The sequence below is a fragment of the Arthrobacter sp. 10L424 genome (genome assembly GCF_056395325.1).
On record NZ_JBFTJH010000010.1, the window covers coordinates 1 to 21,177 of the forward strand.

The 21,177-nt window shown below is 68.3% G+C and carries 16 protein-coding genes and 1 rRNA gene; 6 read left to right on the top strand and 11 right to left on the bottom strand.

What is annotated here, in order from left to right:
* Both rrf and AC1DC5_RS15435 read left to right on the top strand, forming a co-directional pair.
* A 5S ribosomal RNA gene (gene rrf / locus AC1DC5_RS15430) occupies positions 1-98 on the top strand; the annotation flags it as partial.
* 366 nt (positions 99-464) lie between these two features.
* On the top strand, positions 465-1,313 hold the full coding sequence (locus tag AC1DC5_RS15435) for an SDR family NAD(P)-dependent oxidoreductase (protein WP_476865751.1): 849 nt from the start codon (positions 465-467) through the stop codon (positions 1,311-1,313).
* Between the two features lie 337 nt (positions 1,314-1,650).
* Here the strand turns inward: AC1DC5_RS15435 and AC1DC5_RS15440 are convergent, their stop codons facing one another.
* The 7 genes from AC1DC5_RS15440 to AC1DC5_RS15470 all read right to left on the bottom strand — a co-directional run bounded on the left by AC1DC5_RS15440 (position 1,651) and on the right by AC1DC5_RS15470 (position 13,179).
* Positions 1,651-3,507 (bottom strand): putative bifunctional diguanylate cyclase/phosphodiesterase, encoded by a 1,857-nt coding sequence (locus tag AC1DC5_RS15440; RefSeq protein ID WP_476865752.1) that lies wholly within the window; start codon positions 3,505-3,507, stop codon positions 1,651-1,653.
* Positions 3,508-3,839: 332 nt separating this feature from the next.
* Positions 3,840-5,942 (bottom strand): putative bifunctional diguanylate cyclase/phosphodiesterase, encoded by a 2,103-nt coding sequence (locus AC1DC5_RS15445; RefSeq protein ID WP_476865753.1) that lies wholly within the window; start codon positions 5,940-5,942, stop codon positions 3,840-3,842.
* A gap of 165 nt (positions 5,943-6,107) precedes the next feature.
* Positions 6,108-8,336 (bottom strand): EAL domain-containing protein, encoded by a 2,229-nt coding sequence (locus tag AC1DC5_RS15450; protein WP_476865754.1) that lies wholly within the window; start codon positions 8,334-8,336, stop codon positions 6,108-6,110.
* 136 nt (positions 8,337-8,472) lie between these two features.
* On the bottom strand, positions 8,473-9,945 hold the full coding sequence (locus AC1DC5_RS15455; protein ID WP_476865755.1) for a UDP-glucose dehydrogenase family protein: 1,473 nt from the start codon (positions 9,943-9,945) through the stop codon (positions 8,473-8,475).
* A complete protein-coding gene (locus AC1DC5_RS15460; protein WP_476865756.1) occupies positions 9,942-11,108 on the bottom strand; it encodes a glycosyltransferase family 4 protein in 1,167 nt (388 codons plus the stop codon). The genes AC1DC5_RS15455 and AC1DC5_RS15460 overlap by 4 nt, the downstream gene beginning before the upstream one ends.
* A 386-nt stretch (positions 11,109-11,494) precedes the next feature.
* A complete protein-coding gene (locus tag AC1DC5_RS15465) occupies positions 11,495-11,743 on the bottom strand; it encodes a hypothetical protein (protein WP_441407169.1) in 249 nt (82 codons plus the stop codon).
* Entirely contained in the window at positions 11,743-13,179 is a 1,437-nt protein-coding gene (locus tag AC1DC5_RS15470) for a flotillin family protein (protein WP_476865757.1), read from the bottom strand. The genes AC1DC5_RS15465 and AC1DC5_RS15470 overlap by 1 nt, the downstream gene beginning before the upstream one ends.
* Before the next feature lie 252 nt (positions 13,180-13,431).
* Between AC1DC5_RS15470 and AC1DC5_RS15475 the strand changes: the two genes are divergently transcribed.
* A complete protein-coding gene (locus tag AC1DC5_RS15475) occupies positions 13,432-14,814 on the top strand; it encodes a phenylacetate--CoA ligase family protein (protein WP_476865758.1) in 1,383 nt (460 codons plus the stop codon).
* Between the two features lie 165 nt (positions 14,815-14,979).
* Here the strand turns inward: AC1DC5_RS15475 and AC1DC5_RS15480 are convergent, their stop codons facing one another.
* Positions 14,980-15,885: an HNH endonuclease gene (locus AC1DC5_RS15480; protein WP_476865759.1), complete on the bottom strand. Its 906-nt coding sequence runs from the start codon at positions 15,883-15,885 to the stop codon at positions 14,980-14,982.
* Between the two features lie 55 nt (positions 15,886-15,940).
* On the opposite strand from AC1DC5_RS15480, the gene AC1DC5_RS15485 reads away from it, so the two are divergent.
* Entirely contained in the window at positions 15,941-16,120 is a 180-nt protein-coding gene (locus tag AC1DC5_RS15485; protein WP_476865760.1) for a hypothetical protein, read from the top strand.
* Positions 16,121-16,593: 473 nt separating this feature from the next.
* On the opposite strand, the gene AC1DC5_RS15490 is transcribed toward AC1DC5_RS15485, so the two are convergent.
* Complete coding sequence (locus AC1DC5_RS15490; RefSeq protein ID WP_476865761.1) at positions 16,594-16,998, bottom strand: DUF4383 domain-containing protein; 405 nt, start codon at positions 16,996-16,998, stop codon at positions 16,594-16,596.
* A gap of 251 nt (positions 16,999-17,249) precedes the next feature.
* Between AC1DC5_RS15490 and AC1DC5_RS15495 the strand changes: the two genes are divergently transcribed.
* The gene (locus tag AC1DC5_RS15495) at positions 17,250-18,566 is read left to right on the top strand and encodes a cell division protein PerM (protein ID WP_476865762.1); all 1,317 of its coding nucleotides are present in this window, start codon (positions 17,250-17,252) and stop codon (positions 18,564-18,566) included.
* A gap of 25 nt (positions 18,567-18,591) precedes the next feature.
* Here AC1DC5_RS15495 and AC1DC5_RS15500 read toward each other — a convergent pair whose 3' ends face one another.
* Positions 18,592-19,032, bottom strand: coding sequence for a hypothetical protein (locus AC1DC5_RS15500; RefSeq protein ID WP_476865763.1), 441 nt, complete (start codon positions 19,030-19,032; stop codon positions 18,592-18,594).
* Between the two features lie 39 nt (positions 19,033-19,071).
* Between AC1DC5_RS15500 and purN the strand changes: the two genes are divergently transcribed.
* Positions 19,072-19,656, top strand: coding sequence for a phosphoribosylglycinamide formyltransferase (gene purN, locus AC1DC5_RS15505; RefSeq protein WP_476865764.1), 585 nt, complete (start codon positions 19,072-19,074; stop codon positions 19,654-19,656).
* Positions 19,657-19,728: 72 nt separating this feature from the next.
* On the opposite strand, the gene AC1DC5_RS15510 is transcribed toward purN, so the two are convergent.
* Positions 19,729-21,081, bottom strand: a complete 1,353-nt coding sequence (locus tag AC1DC5_RS15510) for an MFS transporter (RefSeq protein WP_441407160.1) — start codon at positions 21,079-21,081, stop codon at positions 19,729-19,731.
* Positions 21,082-21,177: the final 96 nt, after the last annotated feature.

The following is a 21,177-nucleotide window of genomic DNA, read 5'->3' on the forward strand; positions in this document are numbered from 1 at the left end:
CGCCCGCGCCCGGTCCCATTCCGAACCCGGAAGCTAAGACCCACAGCGCCGATGGTACTGCACCCGGGAGGGTGTGGGAGAGTAGGTCACCGCCGGAACATCATTACACGGTCGAGAGCCCCAACCACAGGTTGGGGCTCTCCCGCATTTAACCCCCAAACCACAACCAGGACCCTCCCGCACCCCCGCGGGCACCGTCGAGGCAGCAGTTCACGGCAATGCCACGCGCCAACACTGCCGCCAACTGCCCACTCACCGCAGATCATGCCGGCCACACCCGAACCCTCCCGCGCACCCGGGGGCATAAGGTCCAACCCTCCCGCACACCCGGGGGCAAAAGGTCCAACCCTCCAACAAATCCTGCCGGAGCGTCGCACCGGAACGTTGGTCATCCTGGCGTCGTTAGAGTTCGGTAGGCTCGATTCCAATATCCTGCTAACCACTTCCGCCTAAAGGACTTCTTTATGACTGCACGGACCATCGTCATCACCGGCGCCAGCGACGGCATCGGCGCGTCCGCCGCGCGGACCCTGAGCAAACAGGGGGAGCAGGTGGTCGTCGTCGGACGTTCCAGGGAGAAGACCGAGCGGATCGCGAAGGAGATCGGCGCGGACTTCTTCGTCAGCGATTTCGCGGAACTGGCACAGGTGCGCCAACTCGCCGCGCAGCTGAAGGAGAAGTATCCGCGGATCGACGTCCTGGCCAACAACGCCGGCGGCATCATGGGCAAGCGTGAGCTCACCGTAGACGGCCACGAGAAGACCTTCCAGATCAACCACCTGGCCCCGTTCCTGCTCACCACCGAGCTGATGGACGTCCTTACAGCCAGCAACGCCACCGTCATCAACACCTCCAGCGCCGCGAACTCGCTCTACGGCAAGCTGGACCTTGGCGACCTCGGGACCGCCACCAAGTACTCCGCCAACCTCGCCTACGGCAACGCCAAACTCGAGAACATCCTCTTCACGGCCGAGCTGAACAACCGCTATCAGGCTGCCGGCATCTCGACGGCGGCCTTCCACCCCGGCGTCGTGGCCACCAACTTCGCAGCCGATACCACCAGCCCGTTCCGGTTCCTGTACCGGAGTTTCCTCAACCGGTTCATGCTGAGCCCCGAACAGGGCGCGGACACGCTTGTGTGGCTCGCCACGGCCGCACCAGGGCAGGACTGGGTCTCCGGCGCTTACTACGCCAAGCGGGCCCTGGCGAAGGCCAACAAGCAGGCGTACGACTCCGGCCTCGCGGGGGAGCTGTGGGAGCGGAGCGCGGCCATGGTTGCAAAGGATGTCGACAAGCTCGACTTCCCGGCGTAACGACAGCGGCCTGCTCGTAGGTGCGGGAGCGTCGTTGGTTTTCCCGCCGGATCTGAGGGAGCGTCGGAGCTTCGTTTCCCGGGAGCGACGCTCCAGCCCAGTTACTCGTGCGGGCAGGGAGGCAAAACCGCGGCAGGACACGGAGCATCTGACGGCTGAGCGGCTTCGGCGCCGTGTAACTGGGCAGGAGCGTCGCCCCCGGAGGCGGCGCCCAGCGTAGCCGTCCACGCAGGTCGCGCCCAAACCCGCCGGATTTGCGGGAGCGTCGCCTGATTCATGCCGGACGTGCGGGAGCGTCGCGCCCAAACCCGCAGGAGCTGCGGGAGAGTGGCCCGGGCTACCGGCCGGCGTCGACCTTGTCGATGGCTGTGAGCGCGCTCTCCATCGTTCCGGCCAGATCGCTGGCCGGGGCCGGCTTGGCGAACAGGTAGCCCTGCAGGGAGTCGCAGCCGCGGTCCATCAGGTACCGGGCCTGGGCGGGCGTCTCGATGCCCTCGGCCGTGACCTTCAGGCCCAGGGCGTGCGCGGCGTTGATCATGGTGCCGAAGAACGGCAGCTGCTCCTGGCCGGTCTTGATCATCGCCACAAAGGAGCGGTCGATCTTGACCTTGTCCAGCGGCAGCTCCTTGAGCCGGCCCAGCGACGCGTACCCGGTGCCGAAGTCGTCCATCGCGATCCGCACGCCGGCCTCCCGGAGCTGGCGCAGCTGGCGCAGCACATCAGAGTCCGACTCAAAAAACACACTCTCGGTCAGCTCCAGCACGAGCTGGCGCGGATCCACCCCGGTGGAGGCCACAATAGCCAGCACATCGGTGGCGAAGTCGCGGTTCTGGAACTGCAGGCCGGAGACGTTCACCGCCACGCTGTACGCGGCGTCGCCGGCGAGCCAGGGCCGGATTTCCGCGCAGGCCCGGCGCATAACCTCGTCGCCGATCTCACGGATCAGGCCGCTTTGTTCGGCGACGGGGAGGAACTGGTTGGGCGGGACCAGCCGGCCGTGCCGTTCCCAGCGGGCAAACGCCTCGAACTGCACCACGGCCCCGAGCCCGGGGGAAACCACCGGCTGGTAGTGCACCGAGATCTGGCCCAGCTCCACGGCCTGCCGCAGCCCGGCCTGGCCGTCCGCCTTGGCGGCCACGGTGTTCAGCATCTCCGGCCGGAACCGCAGCCACGCGTTCTTGCCGCCGGTCTTCGCGGCCGTCATGGCCGCGTCCGCCTGCCGCAGCAGCTCCGCGCCGTCGAGCGTCCCGGAGGTCCTGGAGGCCAGGCCCATGCTCACGCCCGGCCGGACCAGGGAGCCGCCGACCCGCAGCGGCTCGTACAGCGACTCGGCGATCCGCTTGGCCACCGCATCGGCGTTGAGGCACTCGGTCAGGAGCACCACGAACTCGTCGCCGCCGAGCCGGGCCACGGTGTCGTGCGGCCGTACGCAGTTGCGGAGCCTGCTCGCGACCTCCATCAGCAGCTCGTCCGCGGAGGAGCGGCCCAGCATGTCGTTGAGGTTCTTGAAGTCATCCACGTTCAGCAGCAGCACATCCACCGGGTCCGGGCGGCGCAGCGCCGCGGCGAGCCGCTCGTTGAACAGCGTGCCGTTGGGCAGCGAGGTCAGCGGGTCCCGCAGCACCCCGGCCCGCACCTGGTCGTCGTGCCCGGTGAAGGCTGCGGGAACGGCCGCGGACGCAGCAGCAGCAGTACGACGGCGGTGCGTTGCGGCGTCCGCCGCTGTGCCGGCACCCGCAACGGCACCGGCATCCGTGTAGGTGCCGGCAAAAGTGAGGGCGGCCGCGGCAGTGCCGGCGTGGCGGTTCCCGGACTGCGCAGCCGGACGGTGCCCGGCCCCGCGGACGGACAGCGCGACGGACCGCGCGGCCGGACCAGCACCGGCGTCGGAGGGCAACAGCGAACAGGTGATCTCGACGGGAAGTTCGGTGCCGTCGGCGCGCCGGCCTGAGCCGGCGAAGGGCTGGCCGGAGCGTGGCGCGGAGGCGCCCAGGCCGGCGAGGACGCCATGGAAGGGCTCGCGGGAGTCCTCGGCCAGGAGCAGGGACGAATCGGCGCCCAGCAGCTGGGCGCGGGAGTACCCGAAAAGCTCCTCAGCGGCTGCGTTCAGGAACGAGATGGACCCGTCCGGATCCAGCAGCAGCAGCGGGTCCGGGCTGTGCTCCAGCAGTAGGTGTGCGAGTCCAGATTCCATGTGTTTTGCCTGCCCCCCAAGCGACGGATGCGAAGTGGCAGCCGTCCTTGCGGAGAACAAGGCGGGCTGCGCTCACTGAATCATATGTGGTGCGGACCCCGCGCGTGATACGCGTCATGTTGCGGCCAGAATTGTGTCGCTGGCGGCGGCCCCGCGGCGGCCAGGCAGCCGGCCAGCTGGCCCGCACGTCTACACCCGGGCAACGCCGGCCGGGGGTTCGGCGCCGCCGGCGGCCCGGCGGCCACCCGCACGGGCCCACCCGGGCAACAGCTGGCCCGCGAGCCAGCCCGGCGGCCCGACGCCGTCGGACGGCCAGCGCCTTACGCGCGCAACTATGCCGGCAGCGGAACACCCTCCAGCGCCGCAATGGCGGCGAGGGAGTTGCGGATGCCGAGCTCGCGCCGGGACTCGGGCTCGGGGCGGGAGAAGAAGAAGCCCTGCAGGGCGTCGCAGCCGTGATCCATCAGGTAGCGGGCCTGTTCCGGGGTTTCGATGCCCTCGGCGGTGACCTTTAGCCCGAGGCTGAGGGCCATGTGGATCATGGAGGTCAGGATGGGCAGCTTCTCCGTCCCGGAGCGCAGCATCGAGACAAAGGACTTGTCGATCTTCACGATGTCCACGGGGAGTTCCTGCAGTCGGCCCAGCGAGGAGTAGCCGGTGCCGAAGTCGTCCAGGGCAACCCGGATTCCGGCGCCGCGAAGGGTCACAAGCTGGGTGATGACGTGGCACTGGGCATCGAAGAAGACGCTCTCCGTCACCTCCAGGACCAGCTGGTGCGGGTCCACGCCGCTCCACGCCGCGATGTCCAGGACGCGTTCGGCGAAGTCCGGGTGCTGCAGCTGCACACCGGAGACGTTCACTGCCAGGGTCCGGCGCGGGTCCTCCGCGAGCCAGGGCTGGAGCTCGGTGCAGCTGCGCCGCAGCACTTCCGCCCCAATCTCCCGGATCAGGCCGCTGCGCTCCGCTGTCTGGATGAACGTGTCCGGGGGCATCAGCTTCCCGTCCCACTGCCAGCGGGCCAGCGCCTCGAACTGCACGACGTCCAGCTGCTCGGCGGACACCACCGGCTGGTAGTGCACGTTGATCTGCCCGAGTTCCACGGCCCGCCGCAGCCCGGAGGTCAGCTGGGTGCGCTCCAGCAGGGCGGCGAGCATTTCCGGCCGGAAATGCACGTAGCAGTTCTTGCCGGCTTCCTTGGCCGCGTACATGGCCAGGTCCGCCTGCCGCAGCAGCTCGGAGGACGTCATGGTCCCGGGACCCCGTGAGGCTACGCCCAGGCTCAGGCCCGGCCGCATGAGGGTCCCCTCGATGGACACCGGCGCGTTCAGGGCGGCCACCACCCGCTGGGCCACGGCGTCCGCATCGTTGCAGTCCACCAGCAGCACCACGAACTCGTCCCCGCCGAGCCGCGCCACGGTGCCGTGCGGCCCCACGCACTTCTGCAGCCGCCGGGAGACCTCCACGAGCATCTCATCCCCGGCATGGTGGCCCAGGACGTCGTTGACTTCCTTAAAGTCATCCAGGTCCAGCAGCAGCACGTGCACGGGCCCGGGAGTCAGCAGCGCGGCGGCGGCGCGTTCGTTGAAGAGCATCCGGTTGGCCAGCCCCGTCAGCGGGTCCTGGAAGGCCAGTTCCTTAAGCTTGTCCGTCTGCTCGGCGAGTTCTTCCATGGCGCGGCGGGCCTGGTCCTGCGCGCGCTGCCGGGTGGTGATGTCGCGGAAGTTCCAGATCCGGCCCACGATCTGGTCGGCTACCGTCTGCGGCCGGGAGTACAGCTCCACCGTGCGGCCGTCCTTGAACTCCAGCACGTTGTTGCTCTGCTTGGCCCTGTCGCCGTCCAGCTCAGTGACCTTCTGCAGGAAGTCGTCCGGGTCGACCAGCTGCTGGGCGATGAAGGTGACCAGTGCCGTCGGGTCCTCCGCCGTGATCAGCGCCGGCGGCATGCCCCACAACTTGAGGTACTGGTCATTGATCCCGGTGATCAGCCCTTCGTTGGAGACCACCACAATCCCGTCGGCAGTGGTTTCCAGCGTGGCATCGAGCAGCGAGACCGCCAGGCGGCGGCCCGAGTCGGTGTCCTCCCGGTGGCTGCCGTCCCGGACAGCAACCGCCATGGCCGTGCCGCCGTCGACCGTTACCAGCGAGCAGGTGATCTCCAGCGACAGTTCGCTGCCGTCCCGACGCCGGCCTGCCGCCGCGAACGGGCGCCGGCCCGCGCCGCTGCCGCGGCCCAGCCGGCCGAAGACCCGCAGGAACCCGCCGCGCTCGTCCTCGGAGAGCAGGATGTTGTGCCCGACGCCGAGCAGCTGTTCGCGCGGATAGCCGAAGAGTCGCTCCGCGGCCGAGTTCACGAACGCGATGGTTCCGTCCGAGGTCAGCAGCAGATACGCATCGGGGCCCTGCTCAAGCAGGCTTTCTTCAATCCCAGTTTCCACGGCGATACCGGCCCCCAAAGCGACGGATGTTGACGGACGTGACTTAAAGTCCGACGGCGGCGCCGCGGACAAGCGTTTCCTGAATCATAGGGTCCGTTGCGCGCTTGTCCAGCACCTCGGCACCGGACTTTCGCGGGTCAACTTTGCCGGTCACCCTTTTGCGGGTCAGCGGAGCCCGGCGACCCGATCTCCGCGGAGGGCGGCGAATGCCCCGGCAGACCGGGCGATCGCGGACGCCAGGGCGGGCTGGGCTTCGGGGCCGGAAAACAGGAAGCCCTGCAGCGAATCGCAATCCAGGTTCATCAGGTACTCGGCCTGCGCCGCCGTCTCCACACCCTCGGCGGTGACGGTCAGTCCCAGGCCGTGGGCCATGTTGATCATGCAGCTGAGGATCGGCAGGTTCTCCTCGCCGGTGTTGATCATGGAGATAAAGGACTGGTCGATTTTCAGGGTGTCCACGGGCAGGTCCTGGAGCCGGCCCAGCGAGGAGTAGCCGGTGCCGAAGTCGTCCAGTGCCACCCGCACCCCAGCCTTGCGGAGCGCGATGAGCTGCTGGATGACGTGGCAGTCGTCGTCGAAGAACACACTCTCTGTGACTTCCAGGACCAGCTGCCGGGGATCCACCCCGCAGGATCCGGTGACGGCGAGGACCAGCTCGGCGAAGTCGCCGTGCTGCAGCTGGACCCCGGAGACGTTGACGGCGAGGGACCGGGAGGGGTCCTCCGCGAGCCAGGGCTTCAGCTCGGTGCAGCCCTTGAGCAGGACCTCGGTGCCGATCTCCACGATCAGGCCGCTGCGCTCCGCCGTCGGGATGAACTGCTGGGGCGGGACCGTTTCGCCGTCGCGTTCCCAGCGGGCCAGCGCCTCGACCTTGACCACAACGCCGAGCCGGGACGAGACGATCGGCTGGTAATGCACGGCGATCTGGCCGGCGTCCACGGCCACCCGCAGCCCCGCCTCCAGCTCGGTGCGCGCCACGAGCGACTTCATCATCTCCGGCCGGAACCGCAGGTACCGGTTCTTACCGGCGGTTTTCGCCGCATACATGGCGACGTCGGCGCGGCGCAGCAGTTCGGAGGCGTCCACGGCGTCCTCGTGGAGGGATGCCAGCCCCAGGCTCAGGCTGGGGCGGAGCATGGTCCCGTCGATCCAGAGCGGCACCCGCAGCGATTCGACGATCTTCCCGGCCACCGCCTCGGCGTCCGGCGAGCCGACCAGCAGCACCACGAATTCGTCACCACCCAGTCGTGCTACAACGTCGTTGGCGCGGACACATTCGCGCAGCCGCCGCCCCACCTCGATCAGCATCTGGTCGCCGGCGTGGTGGCCCAAGATGTCGTTGACTTCCTTGAAGTCGTCCAAGTCCAGGAGCAGGACGTCGACGGCGGCACCGCGCGGGCCGAGCAGTGCGGAAGCGAGCCGGTCGCTGAAGAGCTGGCGGTTGGCCAGGCCGGTCAGCGGGTCCTGGAACGCGAGGGCCTTGAGCTGGGCGGCCTGCTCGGCGAGGTCGGCCATGGCCTTGGCGATCCGGTCCTGCGCGATCCGGGCCGGGGTCACGTCCCGGAAACTCCATACGCGCCCCACGACCTTGTCCGCGACCTTCTGCGGGCGGGAGTAGCGTTCGAAGGTCCTGCCGTCGCGGAAGTCCAGGATGTCGTTGCTTTCCGCGGAGGGAGCGGCGTAGAGCGCGGTGACCTTCTCGACGAACTGCGCCGGATCCACCAGCTGGTCCAGGACGAAGCCCATGACGGCCTCGTCGTCCTGGGTGGCCAGGAGCTCCCTCGGGATGCCCCACATGGAGATGAACTGGTTGTTGACGCCGGCGATCCGGCCGTCGCCGTCGACAACGAGGATGCCGTCGGCCGTGGATTCCAGCGTGGCGCTGAGCAGGGACATGGCTTCGCGGAGTCCGGCATCCGCGGCCAGCCTGTGGGAGGTGTCTCGGACGGCGACGGCCATGGTGGCGGGGGCGTCGTCGCTGTCCTGGGCCAGCAGCGAGCACGCCACTTCGCCCTGGAACTCGGTGCCGTCGCGGCGCAGGCCGTAAGCCTCGACCGGGGGGAAACCGGGGGGCATAGGGGACGTGGGGGCGGAAGCGGCCGGGCCGGCGTCGGTGGTGCCGGGGCCGCCGTCGGCGTCCTTGCGCAAGGCGAAGAAGAGCCGCTGCAGGCCGCTGCGGAAGCCTTCGGCTAGGAGCATCCGGTGGTCCTGGCCCAGGAGTTCGTCCCGGGTGTAGCCGAACATGCGTTCCGTGGCGGCGTTGACCCGGAGGATTGTGCCGTCCTCGGTGACCACCAGGAGGGCGTCCGGGCTGGACTCCAGCACCGCTTCGATGCCGGGTGCCGGGTACGGGGAAGCCGTCACGCGGCCACCGCCGTGCGAATTTGAGACCACCGGTAATCCATTGAAAAGCCCTCCCCTCAGGAAATCATAGGGGGTCGCTGGTTCGGGAGGCGTCCAAGCGGGGGTGGCGCGGCGGCATTTTGGCGGACGTGGTGACGCAGGCGGGCAACAGCCGTGGGCGGCCAGGTCACCCGGGCCGGTGTCCGGCGGCGCTCAGGCGTGTGGGGCTGGGCTTGGTTGCGCTCGGCTTGGGGCCGGGGCTGGCCGCCGTCGTGCCGGCTGCCGTGGTGCCGGCTGCGCTGAGGCTGGGAGCAGAGCCCCGGCCCAGTCCGCGGACCGTCCAGCCTTCCGCCTCCCAGACGGAGGCGTCGAGGACGTTCCGGGCGTCCAGGAGGGTCCGGCGTCGTACGAGCGCCCCGGCGTCGGCGGGCGAGAGCGCCGCGTACTCGTCCCACTCGGTCAGCAGCAGCACGAGTTCCGCTCCGTCCAGTGCCTGGGACGTGGACGGCTCGAAGCGGAGCTGCGGGTAGCGCAGCCATGCGTTGTTGATCGCGGCGGGGTCCGTCACCGTGACATGGGCGCCGGCGGACGCCAGCTGGAGGGCGACGTCCAGGGCAGGGGAGTCGCGGATATCGTCCGTGTCCGGCTTGAAGGCCGCGCCGAGCACCGTGACGCGGCGGCCGCCGAGCTGGCCCCCGCACAGTTCCGCGGCCAGACCGACGGTGCGGGAACGCTGGTCCCGGTTGATGGAATCCACCACGTCCATCCACCGGTCCACCGACTCCACGCCCAGGCCCGCCGCCTGGACCCGGAGCGAGCGGATGTCCTTGGGCAGGCAGCCGCCGCCGAACCCCAGGCCGGCGTGGAGGTACCGGCCGCCGATGCGCGGATCCATGCCCATGGCCGCGCCCAGCTGCTTCACGTCGGCGCCCGTGGCATCGCAAAGTTCGGCCATGGCGTTGATGAAACTGAGTTTCGTGGCGAGGTACGCGTTCGACGCCGACTTGATCAGTTCCGCCGTGGCGAAGTTGCAGACCAGCCGCGGAATCCCGGCGGCCAGCAGGGGCGCGTAGACGGCGTCGAGGGCTGCCGTGATTGCTGCGCCCGGGTTGCCGTTTCCGGTGCCGCCGTCGTCGTCCTGGGCGGAGTCCTCCGGGACGCCGTAGACCAGGCGGTCCGGGACTAGCGAGTCCTTGACCGCCGTGCCCTGGCGCAGGAATTCGGGGTTCCAGCCCAGGAGCACGTCCGGCCGTGGGGACAGCACGCCGCGGAGCATGTCCACCGTTCCGACCGGGACAGTGGACTTGCCCACCACCGCGGATCCGGCGGCAAGGTGGGGGAGCAGCGCCTGCGTGGCGGCGACGAGATAGCTGAGGTCGGCGCCGTCGGAGGTCTTGGACTGCGGTGTGCCCACGCAGAGGAAGTGCAACCGGGCATCGGCGGCGTCGGCGAATTCCGTGGAGAAGCTGAGCCGGCCGGTGGCGATGCCGTCGCGCAGGAGTTCGTCCAGGCCCGGCTCGAAGAACGGCGCCGCGCCCCGGCCCAGCTGCCCCACCTTGGCGGCATCGACGTCGATCCCCACCACGGTGTGGCCCATCGACGCGAGGGTGGCCGCGTGCACGGCCCCGAGGTAACCGCAGCCGATCACGGAAATTTTCACAGGGTGACTCCTTGACGGGTTGTGCTGGTGGTCCGGCTGGTGTGGGGGTTGTGGGCGGCGAGGACCGCGTTGTAGTGCTGGACCAGCTCGGCGCCGAGCGTGGACCACGTCCGACCCTGGACCGAAGCGTGGGCCGCCGCGGCGAACGCGCGGCGCTTGGCGTCGTCGCCCATCAGGTCAGCCACGCGGGACCGCAGCATGGCGAGGTCGCCGGGCTCATACAGCCAGCCGGTGCGGGAGTTTTCGACGAGGTCCAGCGGGCCGCCGCGGCCCGTCGCGACGACGGGCACGCCCGAGGCCATGGCCTCCTGGATGGTCTGGCAGAAGGTCTCGAACTCGCCGGGATGCACGAAGAGGTCGAAGGACGCCACGGCCCGGGCCAGCTGGTCGCCTCCGAGGAACCCGGTGAAGACAGCGTCCGGCAAGGCGGCCTGGAGGGCTTGCCGCTGGGGTCCGTCGCCGACAATCACCAGCCGGGTGCCGGGGATATCGGCCAGTACGGCGAGGTCCTGCACCTGCTTTTCGACGGCGAGGCGGCCCACGTAGCCGATGATGCGCTCGCCGGCCGGGGCGACGGTGCCCCGCCATCCGGCGTCGCGCTTGTCCGGGGAGAACCGCTGCGTGTCCACGCCGCGCCGCCACATCTGGACCCGCGGGATGCCTCGGCCGCGGAGCTGGTTGAGCGCGAAGCTGGAGGGGACTAGGGTCCGGGAGGCCAGCAGGTGGATGTTCTCCACCCGGTTCCAGGCCCAGTTCTCCAGGAATGGGACGCCGTACCGCCCGGCGTAGCCCGGGACCTCGGTCTGGTAGATGGCGATGGTGGGGATCCCCAGCTGGTGAGCGGCCTGCGCCGCGCGCCAGCCGAGCACGAACGGGGACGCCAGGTGGACCACGTCCGGTGCATAGTCGGCAAGGATTCGCTTGACCCGATAGACACCGCCCATTGCCACCCGGACGTTCGCGTAGCCGGCCAGCGGGACCGAGGGCAGCCGGTGGACATGCGCCCCGTAGACCTCGCCGGGCGCTCCTGTGTCCTGCGTGGACGGCGCGATCACCAGCACATCGTCTCCGCGCTCCTGCAGATGCTCCAGCACCCGCAGGATTGAGTGGGTTACCCCGTTCATCAGCGGCAGGAATGACTCAGCGACAATTGCGATCCTCACCCCTCCACCCTGCGTGGGCCGGCTTTCGGCGCGGGGTGGGGCGGATGGCGGGCGGGGGAAGAGTGGGTTAACGGGGTGTGGTTCGGGTGCCGGTGTTCGCGCCACCCCACCCACTGGGCACACGGTCCGGCGCCACTGGACATGCCCGCCGGCCGGGCCCAGGACTGGACATAGTGCCTTATGTCCTCTCGTGGCCGCGACGAATGGGCATGTTCACCGGGTGCGCGGTCCGTTGACTGCTGCTTGGCTGCCCGGGCCACTGGGCATCTCTTCCGGCCGGGGCCAGGACTGGACATAGTGCCTCATGCCCGCTCGTGGGCGCGAAGAATGGGCATGTCCACCCGCGGCGACAACGCTCCGGGCGTGGCGTACTCGGCGTCGAGCTTCTAGCCTTGACTGTCCTTCCGCAGGACGTCCGGCAGCTCGTCCACGTAGACAGTTTGCGGGGGCTCGTAGTAGATCACCAGGACCTCCTCGCCAACCGCGAAGACACTGGTCTTGTCGAACGGGTGGGCGTGGAAGGCGCTGGTTCCGCCACGGAACGGCAGCATTACTTCGCCGATGGTGCCCGGTGCGATGCGTCCGGTAACCCGCCCGATCCGGCCGGTGAGGCTCCGGTCAACGTCCCTGTGCATTACGCTTCCGGAGCTTTCGGTGGCCGCTTTGCATCCTCCCGACCATTCCTTAGCGAGGACCTGAGGGCGGGAAGATAGTCGCCCACCTGGGACAGGATTCCGCCGATCATTCGGTTGATGCCGTCGCCGCCGTTGAGGACGGTGAACTGGCCAACGTGGGCGAAGGGCTCCGCGGCAGCCGCGATGATGGCCGGCATGTTTTCCGCCAGCTGCTGAGAAATAACGGCTTCCTGGTTCGTGCCCAAGGCCTCGGCGCGGGCCTTGATGCCGTCCGCTTCGGCCAGCGCCTTGGCCTTGACAGCCGAGGCGGCAGCATCGCCGCGGGCCTTTGTGGCCGCAGCCTCCGCCTCGCCGGTAACCCGGGTGGCTCCGGCCGCGGCGGCCGCAGCTGTGGCATTGGCGTTGGCCTGAAGTTCCGTGCGCCGGGCGTTGGCCTCCGCTTCGAGTTCAGTGCGGCGTGCCAGCGCCTCGGCGGCGCTGATATCGGCCGCCTTCTGGCCCTCGGCATCGGTACGTTTCGCGTAGGCCTTGGCATCGGCGGGCTTGCGGACCGAGGTCTGCAGTTTCTGTTCCTCCCGGTCGGCCTCGAGCTTGGCCACCTCGGTCTCCTGGACCACCACCTGCTGGCGGGCCGTCGCGTCGGCGAGGGGGCCCGCCTGGGCGGCATGGGCCTTGGCCCGTTCGGCGTTGGCCTGTGCCTCGGACTGCCGGATGGCCGAGATGCTTTGTGCGTCCGCGATCAGCGCCTCCGCTTCGGCTTCCTTTTCCGCGGCCTCGCGGTTCCTGGTGGCCTCGGCGATGCGCGCCTCCATCTTGACCTGGGCGATATGCGGTTTGGCGATGTTCTCGATGTAGCTTGTGGGATCCTGCAGGTCCTTGATCTGGAGCGAATCGACCACCAGCCCCAGCTTTTCCATTTCAACGCCGCTGGCGCTGCGTACCTGTGAACCGAGCTTGTCGCGCTCGCGGATGATTTCCTCCATGGTCATGCTGCCGATGATCGAGCGCAGATGGCCCTCGAAAACGTTGTAGACCTGGCTTTCCATTTTCGCCTGCTGGCCGAGGAAGCGCCGCGCGGCGTTGGCGATGAATGGCGGGGCATCCCCGATCTTGTAAATGACAACACCTTCGACGATTACCTGGATGCCCTGCGACGTCACGCAGGAGACTTTGAGCTCGGTTTCATTGAGGGTCAGGGACAGTGTCCTGACGGTCTGCAGCCCGGGAAACACGAGCGCGCCCTTGCCGGTGACGATCTTAAAGTCCATTCCTTCCCTGGTCTCCAGGGTTCCCCGCGTCAGCCCCGAGATGATGAGGGCTTCATTGGGTTCGGCCACTTTCCACATCAATTTTGTGGTCAGCCAAATAACAGCGATGACGACAGCCGCGCCGATGATCGTGGCAAACAGCGGGAAGAAAACTGAAAAATCCGGCATAACCAGGTCCTTTCACGATGCTGGAAAAGGTGGTGCGGCACGGCCCCCAAACCGTGCCGATGATAGAACCCGGCCGGACGCGAAAATGGAGGTGAAGGGCCGCCAATCCAGCTGTAGTAGACAGTGTGATGCGCTCCCCGCCGCAAAGTCCAGACATTGGATGATGCGGGGACGAAAGCCCCTGCCACGGCGTCTGCTCAGGTGGAAGAGTGGATGTGGGCCGCCCGGGCCGGCCCGGGAAGGTAATTCGCGATGCGTGGTGTATCCGGAACGACGGTCGGGATCGCCTGGGACATCTGGCGCGCCGAGCGGGAAGGCCCGGAAGGGATCGCCCGCCGGCAGCGGGCCCGGCTCGCGGACCTCGTGGGCTTTGCCCGGTCCGCTTCACCCTATTACCGCCACTCGTATCGGGACGTGCCGGACGACGTCGCGGATGTGCGGCAGCTTCCGCGCGTAGGCAAGCGGGAGCTGATGGAGAACTTCGACGACTGGGTGACGGACCCGCACATCACCCTGGCGAAGCTGAAGTCAGAGATGCTCTCCGACCTCTCCCAACTCGGGAGGTCCTACCGCGGGAAATATCTGGTGCTGACCACGTCCGGCACCTCGGGGGAGCCGGCCGTCCTGGTGCACGACCGTGCCTCGTTGACGGCGGCGGGCGTCGTCGCAGGGATGCGCGGGCGCCGGACCCTGATGACGACGGCGGATGTGCGGACTCTGCTGCGCCACGGCCCGCGGGCGGCGGCCCTCGTCGCGGACGGCGGCCACTTTTCCGGCGTCGTGATGACGGAATCCGCCCGACGGCGCAGCCCCGCCATAGCCCGGCGGGTGCGCGTCTTCTCGGTGCTCAGGCCGCTGCCGGAGCTCGTGGGGGAGCTCAACGACTTCAGGCCGACGGTGCTCTACGGGTACCCGAGTGCCATGCTCCAGCTCGCCGAGGAACAGAAAGCCGGGCGTCTGCGGATCGGCCCGGCGCTGGCCGTCAGTTCGGGCGAGAAGCTGACCGCGGCGGGAAAGGCGGAGATCGAAGCGTCGCTCGGCTGCCGGGTGACGGACCGCTATCTTTCGTCGGAAGTCCCGGCCCTGACCTACCTCTGCCGGAACGGCGCGTTCCACGTCAACACTGACTGGTACATCATGGAACCGGTCGACGCGGACTACCAGCCCGTCCCCGCCGGCGTCACGTCCCACACGGTACTGGTCACCAACCTGGTCAACCGGGTGCAGCCCATCATCCGCTACGAACTCGGAGACCGGGTCACGCTTGCCACCTCGCCGTGCCCGTGCGGCAGCCCCTTCCCTGCTGTGAAAATCGAAGGCCGCGCCGGGGACTTGGTGTCCTTCGAAGCGTCGGACGGACACGCGGTCACAGTCCTCCCGCTGGCACTGGGCACGGTGATCGAGGAGACCGCCGGAGTACGCCGCTTCCAGGCGATCCGCACCGGGCCGCGGACTCTGCGCCTTCGGTTGGAGCCGGAGGAGGGCGCCGACAGGGTGCAGGTGCAGGCCGCCGTCGAGGAGCGGCTGGCAAGCTTTTTCGCGGCCCACGGGGTTGGAACCATTGCCATCGAACATGCGGAAGAGCCGCCCCAGGCCGACCGCAGCGGCAAGTTCCGGCAGGTCTGGTCCCTGTGAGGGCGCGCTGAACCGGGCCGACGTCGTATGGGCGCGGACGCCGACCGGCAATGCCAGGGTGAGCCTCCTTGGCCGGGTCCAGACGCCGACCGGTGGGCATACGATTCGCCGCATAGGGCCGCTCTGCAAGCGCGCGAAGCGGCCATATGTGGCGAACGGCTATGCCTACTGCGGTCCCAGGAGCTCCCGGGCGGCACGCTGTGCCTCCAGTTCCTCGGGGCTGACGGTTGCTCCGCGGAGGAATCCGGCGTCGCCGATGACCCGCCGGAGCTCGGCCACGGTCCGCGGGGTGCCCACGCCCTGGTGCGCCATGGCGTGGCAGTTGGCGCAGAGCGGGACTAGATCGGAAATGGGATCGAGCTCGTAGCCGCTGCCGAGCTGGGACACGGGGACGAGGTGGTGCACCGGGATGAAGTCCCTGCCGATCTCGCCGTACTTCTGTTCGAAGGAGAATCCGCAGGCCGCGCAGCTCGTGCCGTGGTGTGCGATGCAGGCCCGCCGCGCGTCGGGGTCCTGTTCGTAGCGGTTGACCTCGACCCGGGTGACCGCGTGCTGAGGGTAAGTGCCGGGGGCCGGCCGGGTGGGATCCGTGCCGGGCGGGGGCCCGACGTCGCGCCACAGGGTCCTGATCGCTGCTTCATCGGCCGGATCGTCGATCAGCGCCTCGGCATGATCGCCGGCCCACGGGATGCCGGGTGCGGCGTCTATGAGAACGCCGACGGCGATCTGCTCGCCGGGCGGCAAGAGCGAATCGAAGGCCACCTGCACATAGATCGTGGCCTGGTCCGGAGTCGCCCCGCGTGGATCGAGGGAGTGTGGCTCAGGAGTGCGTGGATCGGGAACGTTGGGCCCGGTCGCGGGCTGCACCGAAAGCACTACGCCGTGGCCGATCAGTCCCCGGCCGCGGTCCCCCTGCAGGCGCAGCCAGGCGTCCGTGCCCGCGGCGATCTGGTCACCGCCCACGCTCCACCGCTCAAGGTGCAGTCCCGTCGCGGCGACGCGTTCGACGGCGGCCGGATAGTTCCAGCGGTTCCGGCGGTCCGGGTTCCAGCCCAGGATGATGGCGGTCATCTGGCCATTCTCGCAGGCGCGGACCGCAGTAAAATTGATAACAGAGGTGTTGGACATGACCGGGTCCTTTGTGGTTCTGCTGATCATCCTGGCGGCGGTTTCCCTGGTCGCCATCGTTGGCACGGTGGTGCTGGTGATCCGCGACGGCCGCGGAACGCTACCGATGGAAAAGTCGGACCGGCCCTGGACTGCGGGGAACCTGCCGAGCCTTCCGTACTCCCTGATCCGGTTCTAGGTTGCGACCCTGCGTGTGGGCGCGTACGTACTCGCCCCCCACCGATTCGCCACATATGGTCGCTATCCGGGCGCTCAAAGGGGCCATTCGTGGCGAATGAGTAGGGCGGTGGATGGCGAAGGGGCCATTCGTGGCGAATAGACGAGAGCGCTCCGAACCCACGGTTTCCAGGGCTCCGCCGTCCCGTGCCGCCGTCGAGCCTCTGCTCCAGCAGGCGGGCCGCGGCGTCGTAGTTGGCCCACAACACGGCGATTCGCCACATATGGTCGCTATCAGGGCGCTCAATGCGGCCATTCGTGGCGAACGGTGGAGCCTCGGACGGCGTGGCAGCCCACCCGCAATCCCCACAAACACAAAGAAAGCTGGTGCAGTCGCTGCGTTTCCGCGAGGCGACTGCACCAGCAGGTAGTACGAATTTTCAGATTGCTATGAAACGTTACTCATTCGCGGCTCCCTTTATCCCGGTTGTTCGCTTACCGGGTTTTTGCGTCCTCGGCCAGATGCCTGGACATCAGCCAACCGGCGCCTACCATTGCTAGGCCCAAGATCATAAAGCCCCACGCACCCATGACATTCATCGACAGGAAGTTGGCCATCGACGACACACCGACAATGAGTGAGTAGGCGCTCAGGACGATGTAAAGCAGGCCAAAGCCCATGAGGAAGTTCCGGGCGCCCATGGGGTTGTTCCGGGACATCACTACGCCGACGGTGCCGATGAGGGCCTGGATGATGTTCAGCAGGATCGATACCTGGAACAGGCTCAGGAACAGGGCCGTGGAATTCGGTCCAACGATCGCCAATGAGTTGTACTGCGTGGTGATGCCGGGGATGAATCCGAGGATGCCCACGACTATAAGGACGATACCTACACCCATGCCGACGTTCTGGACATCTGTCCGTCCAAAGTGAACGCCATGTGCATGTGGAGATGCGGTAGTCATTTTCTGCCTCCAACCAATGATTGCGGACAGTACAATTTTACGGCCGGGTAGGCGAAAAAGCGCTGGAGAGCTGACCAGTTGAAGTGAGGGCGCACTCCCTGGAACGGGGCAAAATCACGGCCAAATCGGCCCGTTGAGCCTGTCGCACCGGGCAGGATCCCCGGCACGTGGCACGATGGATCACGATGAAACTGCGCGCTGATCAGACCGGGGAACGTGGACTTCCGATGCCGTTGTGGCTGCAGGGAGCCCTCGAGTCCGCGCAGGCAGCCATCATCTCGGCCCTGGTGGTGGCCGCTCCGATCGTCGCCGTGTGGGCCACCGCCGGTTTCCAGAACGGCGCCGCCGACGTACTGGCCCGCCTCGCCGGGCAGGCCTGGCTGCTGATCCACGGGGTTCCGCTGCTGCTCGAAACGGTCGGTGCGGGCTCCGCGGCGCAGCCGGAATCCGGCGTCCTGTCGCTCACGCCGCTCGGGCTCACCCTCATCCCGTTCCTGCTCGCCTGGCGCGCGGGCCGTCGGCTCGCCCGGGCGTCGTACACGGACCAGCTCTGGCAGGCGCTGCTCGGCTCCTGGCTGATGTACGCCGGGTTCGGCCTGGCCACAGGCTTCGTCTGCCGCACGCACGACGTCGGCGTGGGCCTCTGGTCCGCCGCCCTCATCCCGCTGATCCCGTTCGGGCTCGGCATGGTGATCGGCGCCCGCCGCGAGGCAGGCTCCTGGAGCCGGCTAATCGGCGTCGACGCCGTCGCCTGGCTCTCCCGCACCAGCCAGCATTCGCGCTGGGCCGGGTCCTACCTCGTGTCCGCGATCAAAGCCGGCTTCGTGGCGCTCCTGGCCAGCCTGGCGATGTCCTGCGCACTTCTCGCCGCCACCCTGATCGTCCATTGGAACCTCGTGATCGCGGTGTATGAAGCGCTCGACGCCGGCGCCCTGGGCGGTGCCGTGCTCACCATCGCGCAGCTCGGCTTCCTCCCCAACCTGGCGGTGTTCGCGCTCGCCTGGACCTCCGGTGCGGGCGTGGCCCTCGGCGTCGGCTCCCAAGCCGGCGCCCTGGGCACCGCCGTCGGGCCGCTGCCGTCGATCCCGGTATTCGCGGCGCTGCCGGCCGGGTCGCTGGACTACGGGGTTGCGGCGCTTGTGGTGCCGGTCCTCGCCGGGACCCTGGCCGGCTGGTGGTTCCTCCGGGAGGGCGAAAACCACTTTGACGAATGGCTCTCGATCAAGATCCGCGCGCGCTGGTTCACCGCCGCCGTCTCCACGCTGTGGCTTGGCGTGCTGGTCGGCTGCGTTGCCGGGCTGTTCGCGGCAGGCCTGGCGTGGCTGGCCCGGGGTTCGGCCGGCATCGGACGCCTCACGGAGATCGGCCCCGACCCGCTCACGACGGCACTGTTCGTGGCCGCGGAAGTGGGGATCGGCGTCGTGATCGGTTACGCTGCCGGGCCGTGGCTGGAACGCCAGCAGAAGCTGCGCGAAGCGGACCTGGAGACGGCGTCGTTGTGACGCGGCGCGCTGCCTGGCGGAACTCTTAGCGGAACTGCGGCAGTGATTTTTCCAGCTGGGTCTGGCACATGGAGGCGGCCTGCTGGGTGAGGGCGGCGCGGCTGCACTGCTGGTAGTCCCGGACCTGGTTGAAGAACAGCGCCGAGGACAGGAGCAGCAGCACCTGGATGGCGAGGACCACCAGCCCGGAAATCGTCCCGAACAGCACGAACTTGGATTCCTTGAACCTGGCGTACCGGACCAGCACCATGATGCCCAGCACGATCGCGGCCACCGTCAGGAGCGCGCTCAGCCAGAGGTAATTGATGTCCAACTGGTAGACGAAGAACGATCCCAGCACCGCCACGATGAAGCTGCGGAACAGAAGGTGGGTCTTCGCCTGCGAGGCCTTGGCCGCGTCACTGAGCGGGTGCTGGCCCTGCGGCTGGCCGCCCTGGCTGCCGGCGGGGTCGTTCGGGGGATTCATGTTTTCCAGCCTACGCGAGCGGCCCCATAAGCTAGGACAATGCGCATCGTAGTCCTCGTCTCCGGCACCGGCTCCAACCTCCAGGCCGTCATCGACGCCGTAAAAGAGGGACAGCTCGAGGTTGAGATCGCCGCCGTCGGTGCCGACCGGCCCGGAACCTACGGGGTGGAGCGCTCCGCCGCCGCCGGAATCCCGACCTTCGTGGTGGACTTCAAGGCCTACCCGGACCGGGCCGCCTGGAACGCCGCGCTCACCGACGCCGTGGCCGCGTGCGCGCCCGACGTCGTGGTGTCCTCAGGGTTCATGCGGATCGTCAGCGCGGACTTCATTGACGCGTTCGGCGGCAAGTACCTCAACACCCACCCGGCCCTGCTGCCGTCCTTCCCCGGCGCGCACGGGGTCCGCGACGCGCTGGCCTATGGCGTGAAGGTCACCGGCTGCACGGTGCACTGGGCCGACGTCGGGGTGGACACGGGCCCGATCATCGCCCAGGAAGCCGTGGCGGTCGGGGACGGCGAGACCGAAGACTCCCTGCACGAACGGATCAAGGTCGTGGAGCGCCGGCTGTTGGTCGCGACCCTGGCCTCGCTCGCCGCGGAGACGGGCGCCGAAACACCCCGTTGAGCTATCACTTTTGGTGCTTCACAGCGGTTCAGAAGCACCAAAAGTGATAGCGCATCCGGGGTCCTGGACGCGCTAGGAGAGGTGGCGCTGCTTGGTCTCCGGGGCGAAGAACGCCATCCACAGCACGCTCAGCAGAACCAACACGCCGGCGATCGCGAACGACGTCGCCAGGCCCAGCTCCGGCCAGAGGAACGCCGCGAAGATCAGCGGGCCGAAGCCGGCCCCGAGCCGGGAGAACGTGGAGGCCCAGCCGAAGCCGGAACCGCGCAGCTCCGTCGGGTAGAGCTCGGAGACGTAGGCGTAGAGCACCGGGATGGCCACCTGCACCACAAAGCCGAACACCAGCAGCCAGAACACGGCCGCCGTCGGGATGTCCACCACGATCGCGACGATCACCAGGGTCAGTGCGGACAACGGGCCGGTGATCGCCAGGATCCATTTGCGCCCCACCCGCTCCACCAGCAGCGCGGCCACCACCACGCCCAGGAGCCCGACGGCGGCCATGGAGGCGGTGGTGAGGAACGCCTTGTACTCCTCGAAGCCGGCGCCGATCAGGATCCGCGGCATCCAGGTCAGGGACAGGTAGTACACCAGCAGGATGCTGAAGAACAGGGACCAGGCCGCCGTCGTGATTTTCCAGTCGTACTGCCAGAGCAAGCGCAGCTGGGTCCAGGCGCTGCCGGCGGAGAGCTTCGGGGCGTCCTTCGCCTCCGGCAGGCTGTAGACGCGCGGTTCGGCCCCGGTGGCCGCGACGAGGTCGTCGATCACCTTGGCGGCCTCGTCCCGGCGGCCCTTGCGGATCAGGAACAGCGGTGATTCGGGGACGCTGCGGCGGACCCAGAACACGAGCAGCGCCGGCAGGACCATCACCAGCATGGTCAGCCGCCAGTCGCCGTACAGGGCCACCAGCCCGGCCGAGATGAAGCCGCAGAGGGCGGCGCCGATGGGCCACCAGCCGTCCATCGCGGTGAGGACCTTGCCGCGCTGCTTGCGGGGCGTGAATTCGCCCACCAGGGCGTAGTCCACCGGGATGCAGCCTCCCAGGCCGAAGCCGGCCATAAAGCGGAACGCGACGAACCAGAGGAAGTCGGGGGAGAACGCGCCCAGCACAGTGAAGACCGAGAAGATCAGCAGTGTGGCGGTGAAGGCCTTTTTGCGGCCGATGGTGTCCGCGATGGTGCCCCAGATGAAGGCGCCAAGGGCCATGCCGATCAGGTTCGAGGCGCCGATCCAGGCGGCCTCGCCCGGGCTGAGGGACCAGTGCTTGGACAGCAGCGGAATCAGGATCCCGTTGAGCGTGACGTCCCAGGCGTCGAACATAAAGCCCAACCCGCCGATCAGGAAGATCCGGCCCTGCACCTTCCAGCGCCACGGCAGTTCCTGGACCACCTGTTCGCCGCTGGGCACAGTGGTGTACGTATTCATCTCAGCCTCCTGGGAAAACTCTACGTGGCCCGGCCGCGGCCTGCGTGTGCTTCATACTCCGGCGCGCGGGCATCCCGGCGGGACGGCAGAGTGCGC

Excerpts from the sequence above, each read along its gene's own strand:
- AC1DC5_RS15495 (WP_476865762.1), top strand. The coding sequence starts at position 17,250 with ATGAAACTGCGCGCTGATCAGACCGGGGAACGTGGACTTCCGATGCCG.
- AC1DC5_RS15435 (WP_476865751.1), top strand. The coding sequence starts at position 465 with ATGACTGCACGGACCATCGTCATCACCGGCGCCAGCGACGGCATCGGC.
- AC1DC5_RS15510 (WP_441407160.1), bottom strand. The coding sequence starts at position 21,081 with ATGAATACGTACACCACTGTGCCCAGCGGCGAACAGGTGGTCCAGGAA.
- AC1DC5_RS15475 (WP_476865758.1), top strand. The coding sequence starts at position 13,432 with ATGCGTGGTGTATCCGGAACGACGGTCGGGATCGCCTGGGACATCTGG.
- AC1DC5_RS15470 (WP_476865757.1), bottom strand. The coding sequence starts at position 13,179 with ATGCCGGATTTTTCAGTTTTCTTCCCGCTGTTTGCCACGATCATCGGC.
- AC1DC5_RS15465 (WP_441407169.1), bottom strand. The coding sequence starts at position 11,743 with ATGCACAGGGACGTTGACCGGAGCCTCACCGGCCGGATCGGGCGGGTT.
- purN (WP_476865764.1), top strand. The coding sequence starts at position 19,072 with ATGCGCATCGTAGTCCTCGTCTCCGGCACCGGCTCCAACCTCCAGGCC.
- AC1DC5_RS15480 (WP_476865759.1), bottom strand. The coding sequence starts at position 15,885 with ATGACCGCCATCATCCTGGGCTGGAACCCGGACCGCCGGAACCGCTGG.
- AC1DC5_RS15440 (WP_476865752.1), bottom strand. The coding sequence starts at position 3,507 with ATGGAATCTGGACTCGCACACCTACTGCTGGAGCACAGCCCGGACCCG.
- AC1DC5_RS15490 (WP_476865761.1), bottom strand. The coding sequence starts at position 16,998 with ATGGGTGTAGGTATCGTCCTTATAGTCGTGGGCATCCTCGGATTCATC.
- AC1DC5_RS15485 (WP_476865760.1), top strand. The coding sequence starts at position 15,941 with ATGACCGGGTCCTTTGTGGTTCTGCTGATCATCCTGGCGGCGGTTTCC.
- AC1DC5_RS15500 (WP_476865763.1), bottom strand. The coding sequence starts at position 19,032 with ATGAATCCCCCGAACGACCCCGCCGGCAGCCAGGGCGGCCAGCCGCAG.